This window comes from Arthrobacter sp. HMWF013 (assembly GCF_003061105.1).
In the GTDB taxonomy this organism is placed as follows: Bacteria; Actinomycetota; Actinomycetes; order Actinomycetales; family Micrococcaceae; genus Arthrobacter.
Window position 1 is genome coordinate 1 of record NZ_QAIQ01000414.1, and the last position, 3347, is coordinate 3347.

A 3347-nucleotide genomic window follows, 5' to 3' on the forward strand; every position below is an offset into this window, starting at 1 on the left:
GCCCCACACCGGCCAGCTGGGCAACCCCCAGGTGGCCCACAATGGCGGAATCGGCCAGGAGGAAGAGCGGCTCGGCGATCAGTGCGCCAAACGCCGGAACGGCAAGCCGGAGGATCTCCCGGGACTGGCCAGCCGGCGTCTTCAGGGCGGCGGGAGCGGGTTGACGGGACACAGGGACAGCCTAATGCGGCCTGCCCGGCTGACGTCCGGCTTACGTGACGCCCCGAGTCATGACATGGAACACAATCACTCATCATTAGTTGACACTTCAACTAATGATGAGTGAAACTCTTTAGATGAACCAGTCACGCCTTACCACCACCGCCATCACCGTCCTGCGCGTTATCCTCGGCTTCCTCTTCGCCGCCCACGGCTGGCAGAAGTTCAACGAATGGACCGTCGCAGGCACCCAGGCCGCCTTCGCCCAGATGGGCGTCCCCGCAGCCCAGATCTCTGCTCCCCTGGTTGCCGGCCTCGAACTGGCCGGCGGCATTGCCCTGATCCTGGGCGTGCTGACCCGGATCGTGGCAGCACTCCTGGCCCTGAACATGCTGGGCGCCCTGTTCCTGGTCCACGCCCCCGCCGGCGTCTTCGCAGACAAGGGCGGCTACGAGCTGGTCCTGCTGCTGGCCGCCGCAGCCCTGGCCCTCGCACTGACGGGCGCCGGCCGCGTTTCCGTGGACCGGGCACTGTTCGGCCGCAAGAACTCCCGGCTGGCCGTCCTCGCCTAGAGGGCACCCCTGCAGCAGACATAACGCCCGACGGCGGACAGGCACCCAGGTGCGTGTCCGCCGTCGGCGGTTAATAGCCTTGGTGATCCGCGCGGGCGGAATCGGCGCCCCTAGCCAGTGACGCCCGTCAGCTCATTGGGAACATGCCGCAGTTCGCCGCTCTTCACTACCCTGCCGGACGTGAGGTCCACGGCGTGGATCTTCGAGCCGGCCGGCTCGGTGACATAGGCCGTCGATCCCTGAACGAAAAGTGTGGGACGTGGATCCTGCCAGATCTCCGGTTCCTCCCAGGCAGGAACCACCGGAACCGAACCAGTCTCAACGCCCGAGACCGGATCAATGGTGTGCAGGGCGCCGTCCGTCCCCAATACCAGCGCCTCCCCTGCCGGACCGCGGCCCAGGGAGCGGAAGGAGTAACTGGCCCCCAGGTCCACGAGCTGCAGCGTGCCGGTGGCGGTATCGACCAGTGAAATCCGGGTGGGCCGCTCCAGCGAGGCGTCCCGGTCCACCTTGTAGTCGCCGAGAATCACCGGGGACGCGGGGCTTCCGGCCTGGTTACCCATCCGGCCATACGCGTCAGGACTCGCAACCTTGGTGAAGGCCCCATCCCGGTAGACCAGCATGCCGTCCTCGCAGCCCACCACCACTGTTGCACCCGCCGCAACCGCCTCACCGTGCACGCCGGGGCATTCCTCGTTGCGGAGCAGTTCCGCACGCTCCTGGTTTTCCCCGGCCGGAGCATCCAGCAGCGCCAGACCGCTGCGCCCCTCGTCATTGCCCAGCGTGACAAGCAACTGTCCGCCCTCCAGCGTGATGGCGACGCCATGGTGGGCTTCGGGCGCGGTGTAGGCGGTGGTTGCGGGCAGCCCGGTCTTGAGCGCATCCGAGAGGGTGGCAGGGTCAAAGATCTCCACTTTCCCTGTCCCGTCACTGAAGAGTGCTGTCCGCTTCGCGTGGGTGACCACATGGCCCGCCCCGCTGGCATCAAAAGCGCGGTCCGTCAGCTGCGGCAGGCCGGCATAGGAGTGGCCGTGGTCCCCGTGCCGCTCGGTCCACACACCGGAATCGAACACGCGAAAGGCATCACCCGACGAGATCAGCACATGCCTGCCGTCGCCCGCCTGGCTCAACCTGTTGAAGCCCTCAAGCGGCACCTCAGCAACAGTTTCCAGGGTTTTGGCATCCAGGACAGACACCCCGGCCGAATGCGTCAGGACCAGGCGCGGGACCGGCGCACGGGCCTCCTTTGCCTCATCCCCGTCGCCGGTTGGACTGCTGCCGGCGGCGGCCTCCGACGGCGGGAGGGCGCTCTCGCCGGGAGCGGCTCCGCAGCCCGGGAGCAGAAGCAACGAGGCTGCGAGGATAGCCGGGAACGCGAGGGTATGGCGGCTGGTGGGAGACGGCTTCATGAATTTCATCATGGCGCTAATGATACTCATTATTGTTAGTGATAGGCACAATGGCATCCGGCGGCGTCACACCACACCCCGGCACCATGGTGGCAAAGCGCTCAAATAGTCACAGTGGGCATCAGTAACTCCCAGAAAACAATCGTGAAAGCCTTGACGTCTACAACGTTGCACTGGTAAACCTGTGAACGATAACAAGGGTGGTCCGCATCACCATCCGCGTTGCAAGTCACCGAGGCGGCCCCTGCCCATCCCCGACCCACCGGCCTTCCCGGCCGGCGCACCCCAGAAAACCGCCACCACAAGTCTTCCGATCGCATTGAAACGATCCAAGCCCGCCGCAGTGGCCGGGCTTCCGCACCGCTCATCAAAGGAGATGTTCGTGATCCATCCCCCTCAAGACAGTCCGCTCAACATGGCGGAACCACCGCCGAACCCTGGCCGGAGCCGCCTTTCCCTGCGCACCAAAGCCGTGACAGCCGCCGTTGCCTCCGCGGCGCTGGCCTTCACGGGCCTGCCGGCAGTCCAGGCGGAGACAGCCCTGCCGCCGGTCGGCAGCGGCTTCCGTTTCGATTTCGGCCCCGGCAGCACCGAGACCGGCTATACCCGCGTCGACGCCGCCACTGCCTATTCCGCGGACGTGAAGTTCGGCTTTACTGACACCGCCGTCACCTCCGGCGTGGACCGCGGCACCGGCGACGCCCTCCGCTCGGACTTCGTCCAGGCGCAGGGCAGCAGCTTCCTGGTGGATCTGCCTAATGGCGACTACACCGTCAAGCTCATTGCCGGTGACGCCGCGGAAGCCACCAACATCGCCATTACGGCCGAAAAGATGGCCAAGGTCCAGCTCACGGACAAACCCGCGGGCCAGTACCTGGAGATGGAGTTTCCCATTTCCCTGGTCGACGGGCAGCTGAATCTGGACTTCACCGGGACGGCTGCCAAGATCAACTCGCTGGTCATTGCTGCCCGTGCTCCGCGCGCTGCCACCACTGACCCCGGCGTCTACCTGGCCGGCGACTCCACGGTCCAGACCTACGATGCCGGCTACGTTCCGCAGGCGGGCTGGGGCCAGATGATCGACCGCTTCTTCGATGACAAGGTGGCCTTCAGGAACCACGCCATCGGCGGCCGCAGCTCCAAGAACTTCATCAGCCAGGGACGGCTGGACGAGATCCTCCGGGTCATCAATCCCGGGGACTACCTC

The 3347-nt window shown here is 65.8% G+C and carries 2 protein-coding genes and 2 pseudogenes; 2 read left to right on the top strand and 2 right to left on the bottom strand.

Annotated elements, in window-relative coordinates; all coding sequences use genetic code 11:
• Positions 1–172 (bottom strand): annotated as a pseudogene (locus DBR22_RS24595) (MATE family efflux transporter); the annotation flags it as partial.
• A gap of 124 nt (positions 173–296) precedes the next feature.
• Between DBR22_RS24595 and DBR22_RS15325 the strand changes: the two are divergent.
• Positions 297–731 (top strand): DoxX family protein, encoded by a 435-nt coding sequence (locus tag DBR22_RS15325; protein WP_108599739.1) that lies wholly within the window; start codon positions 297–299, stop codon positions 729–731.
• Positions 732–841: 110 nt separating this feature from the next.
• Here DBR22_RS15325 and aztD read toward each other — a convergent pair whose 3' ends face one another.
• Positions 842–2170: a zinc metallochaperone AztD gene (aztD, locus tag DBR22_RS15330; RefSeq protein ID WP_258229230.1), complete on the bottom strand. Its 1329-nt coding sequence runs from the start codon at positions 2168–2170 to the stop codon at positions 842–844.
• Positions 2171–2522: 352 nt separating this feature from the next.
• Here aztD and DBR22_RS15335 point away from each other — a divergent pair.
• A pseudogene (locus DBR22_RS15335) lies at positions 2523–3347 on the top strand (G-D-S-L family lipolytic protein); the annotation flags it as partial.